General features: G+C 61.2%; 2 protein-coding genes and 1 pseudogene. All 3 read right to left on the reverse strand.

What is annotated here, in order from left to right; genetic code table 11:
* Nucleotides 1-1511, reverse strand: a pseudogene (locus BEN48_RS14780) (hypothetical protein); the annotation flags it as partial.
* A gap of 2 nt (nucleotides 1512-1513) precedes the next feature.
* On the reverse strand, nucleotides 1514-3628 hold the full coding sequence (locus BEN48_RS14785; RefSeq protein ID WP_083321093.1) for a tetratricopeptide repeat-containing sensor histidine kinase: 2115 nt from the start codon (nucleotides 3626-3628) through the stop codon (nucleotides 1514-1516).
* Between the two features lie 114 nt (nucleotides 3629-3742).
* Nucleotides 3743-3928: ATP-binding protein (locus BEN48_RS18285; RefSeq protein WP_241502285.1), on the reverse strand; the 186-nt coding region annotated here is incomplete at its 5' end.

The raw sequence follows: 3928 nt of genomic DNA on the forward strand, positions 1-3928 counted from the left end.
TTCATGAAGTTGAGCGGGTTCTGCAGCTCGTGGGCGATGCCCGCCGTGAGCTCCCCCAAAAACGCCATCTTCTCCGCCTGTACCAACTGAAACTGCGTTACTTCCAGGTTGGCCAGGGCCAGTTCGGCGCGGTCGCGCTGGCCGGCTACCTCCCTGGTCCGGGCGGCAACCTGGCTTTCCAGCAGCTCGTTTTGGGCAGCCAGCAGCGCTTGTTTTTCCTCCTGCTGGGCTTGGGTCTGGGCCGAAAGCTGCTGCACCTGCCGCAGCTTCACGAGCAGCAGCTCGCTGTTGGAGGCAAACTCGCGGGCCAGAAACAAGGAAATGCCCACTGCCGGCGACAGGGCCATAAACGCCACCAAAACAGACGAAACCCGGAAGGAAATCTGCACCTGCATCACGATGAGCGTGGCGTAGACCAGGGCAAACAACAGCGCTCCCACAAACCCCGCCGCAATGAGCCCCGCCCCGCGCTGGCGCTGGCGCAGGGCGCGCATGGTGAGCCGCAGCTGCTCGGCACTGGCCAGTCCCACAAACCCGAAAAAGATAAACGAATAGGTAGTGAGCACCGAAACCGAGGTAAACTGCGTGAACTCACTCAGCAACAGGCTGACGGCCAGTAGCACCCACAGTCCGGTGTATATCCGCCCGGTTTGGTAGTTGAAGAGGGAATAAAGCGCCCGCACGGCCCACATGTAGCTCATCAAAATGAACACATCGGCGAGGATGCTCAGGGCCAGCGTGGCCGCCATGCCCTGCACCTGCCAGCCGCCGTACAGCCCCAAAAACCCCAGCGCCCCTGAGCCGGCATAGAGCGCGAAGTAAAAGTTGGCGCGCCGGGCCGGGTTGTAGCGCAAGAAGAACAGGTGCAGCAGACTGAGCAGCATAAACACAGCAAACGTGGCAAAATTTGCCACCGGTCCCACGGCCCGCTCCACGTTGCGCCGCAGCAGGCCGGGCAGGCCCGTGATGCGCACGCGCATGAAATTGGTGTTCTCCTTGAACAGGGACAGTGGCGGCCAAGGCGCAAAGCGCACGGCCAGCACCTGCTCGGCCGGACCCGTAAAATGCACCTCCAGTGGGTCGGCCGTGAAGCCCGCCGGCTGCACCTGTCCGGGCACGGCGCTCACCGCGCCGTAGCGGTGCAGCAGGCGGCCGTTGAGGTATACTTCGGAAGCGCAGGTTTGCTGAAACAGCAGCACCAGGGCCCGGTTCCGTAGGCTATCGGGTACTTGCAGGCGCAGGCGCAGCCAACCAATGCGGGCCGTGTGCAGCTGCGGCAGCAACTGCGGCCGCTGGTTGGGGTTGATGGGTGCCCAGGCCCGGTCGTCAAAATCGGACCGGGCCCAGGCCGGGTCGTCTCCGGCCTTGAACTTCCAGCCTTGGTCGAGCACGGTGCCGGAGTTCGGCACCGTACTCAACACTGCCACGGCCGTATCGGGTGCGGCTTGGCTCCAGACGCGCCCCGCTGGCAACAACAGCAGCAATATCCAGAGGACAGCTAAACGGGCCACGGCTACGCGGGAATAATGATGATGAACTCGGTGCCTTCGCCCAGGTAGCTTTCCACGGTGAGGGTGCCGCCGTGGCCCTTGGTCACGATGTCGTGGCTCAGCGACAAACCCAGGCCTGTGCCTTCGCCGTTGGGCTTGGTGGTGAAGAAAGGCTGGAAAATTTGCTGCCGCACGTCTTCGGTCATGCCCGTGCCATTGTCGCGCACCCGGATTTCCACCTTGTCCTGGACATGGTGGGTGGCCACGGTCACGGTGGGCTCGTAGGCGCTGCCGGTGGCAGCCGCCTTCTGCTGGCGCTCGCGCACCGCATACAGGGCGTTGGTGCAGAGGTTGAGCAGTACACGACTCAGGTCCGATTTCACCACCGACCAAGCTGGCAGTCCCGCATCGAGATGCTTGTCCAGACTGGCCTGAAAGGTGGAGTCCTCGGTTCGCAGGCCGTGGTAGGCCAGCGCGAGGGCTTCGTCGGCCAAGGAATTGATGTTAGTAATTTCGCGCTCCCCAATGCCGGTGCGGGCGTGCTCCAGCATGTCGTTGATAATGGAGGATGCCCGCTGGCCATGCTGGCTGATTTTAAGCAAATTTTGCTTCAGCCCAGCCATTATTTCCTGCTCCAGATTGCCCGCTTCGGGGCTGCCGGCAGCCCGGGGCACCTGGTCGCTGGTGAGCATGGCCACGCTCACTTCGGCAAAGTTTTTCATGAAATTGAGCGGGTTCTGCAGCTCGTGGGCAATGCCGGCCGACAGCTCTCCCACCAGTGCCCACTTCTCGGCCTGCACCAGCTGGCCCTGGGCGGCATGCAGCTCGTCCTGCTGCTGCTTCAGCAAGGCATAGGCCCGCTGCTTCTGGGCATTGTTGCGCCACAGCACAAGGCTTAGGCTGGCCACAGCGCCCAGGCTGAGCAAGGCGCCAAGCAAAATCCACTGCTGGGCCCGGTTTTGCCGTCGGATCAGCTGGCTGTTTTTGGTGAGCAAGCCAATTTGAGCTTGTTTTTGATCCAGCTGGGCGCGGTATTCCAGCACCGCTGCCCGGCGCTGCAAGTCACTGCTGTTCAGCGTGTCTTTATAAGAACTAAATAGCTGCTCGTAACGATACGCATCCTTGTACTGTCCCATTTGGGCGTATGCCTGCGACAGCACTTCGCTGGCATCCCGGCTGATGGCTTTAGCGCCGCTGATCTGGCTGGACTGCAAGGCTCTGCGCCCAAAAGCGGCGGCACTGTCCAGCTGGTCTGTGTGCAGATAGGCCCGGGCCAGCAGCAGCTGAGCACGGGGCATCTCGTTTAGCGCATACAGGCGGTGGGCACGGCCCAGTCCCCGGTAGCCGTAGGCAAACGCCTGCGGGTAGTGCTCCAGCCGCTCGTGCATATCACCAATGTTAATGTCCTCGAACAGCACGCCGGACTCGTCTTGTAGCTCCTTGAAAATAGCAACGGCCTTCTTGTAATAGGCCAGGGCCTGAGCCCACTGCTTTTGCACGCGGTACAAGTCGCCTAGGCCGGAATACGCATGCCCGATACTAATCTTATCCTTCGATTTCCGGGCCCAGTCCAGGCCTTCGCTCAAGTACTCCTGGGCGTGGGCGTATTCGGCCAGAAACATGCTGGTGATGCCCAGCTGCGTATTCAAGAAAGACAGCCACTTCTTGTCGCGCATGGCCTCGGCTAGCTCCAGGCCCTTCAAATTTGCAGTCAATGACTTGGCATACATGCCTTGTGCAGAGTACACGCAGGACAGATTATACAGGCTGCGGGTCTGGCCCAACGGGTTGCTCACTTGCCTGAACCCCTGTTCGGCCCGCATCGAATAAGCCTGCGCCAGGTCGTATTCGCTGCGGTGGCGGTGGTAAAAACCCAAGCCCAGCTGGGCCTCGGCAGCCCCAATGGTGTAGTCAATCTGCTGCGACAAGCTCAGGGCTTGCTGAAAAAACTGCGCCGATTCCAGCGGCGCGTTGTTACGCAGCTCCATGGCTAGTCTGTTGAGGCGATTAGCGCGAACAGTGTCTTCCTGTGGGTGTGCACGCAGGGCCTCCCGCAGCCTGACGGCAGAGGGCGTCTGGGCGCGGGCACTGGCAACGGCCAGCAAAACCAGTAGCAAAAAGACCAAAACCCTACTCATGCGACACAAAGAAACTCGCAAAAGACCGGCCACGCGCTATTGTCACGCTCATCAGTTGGCTAAAATATCACTTTAGGGCTATCAACATGCTTGAAAGTGAATACCAGGGCTTATTTACTGCGGCAGAGTGATGATGAATTCGGTTCCCACGCCCTCCTGGCTCTCCACCGTGAGCGTGCCGCCGTGCCCCTTGGCCACGATGTCGTGGCTCAGCGACAAACCCAGGCCCGTGCCCTGCCCGGCGGGCTTGGTGGTGAAAAACGAGCGGAACACCTGCGCCCGCACCCCCCGCGGCCATGC

It is taken from the genome of Hymenobacter glacialis (genome assembly GCF_001816165.1).
GTDB lineage: Bacteria > Bacteroidota > Bacteroidia > Cytophagales > Hymenobacteraceae > Hymenobacter > Hymenobacter glacialis.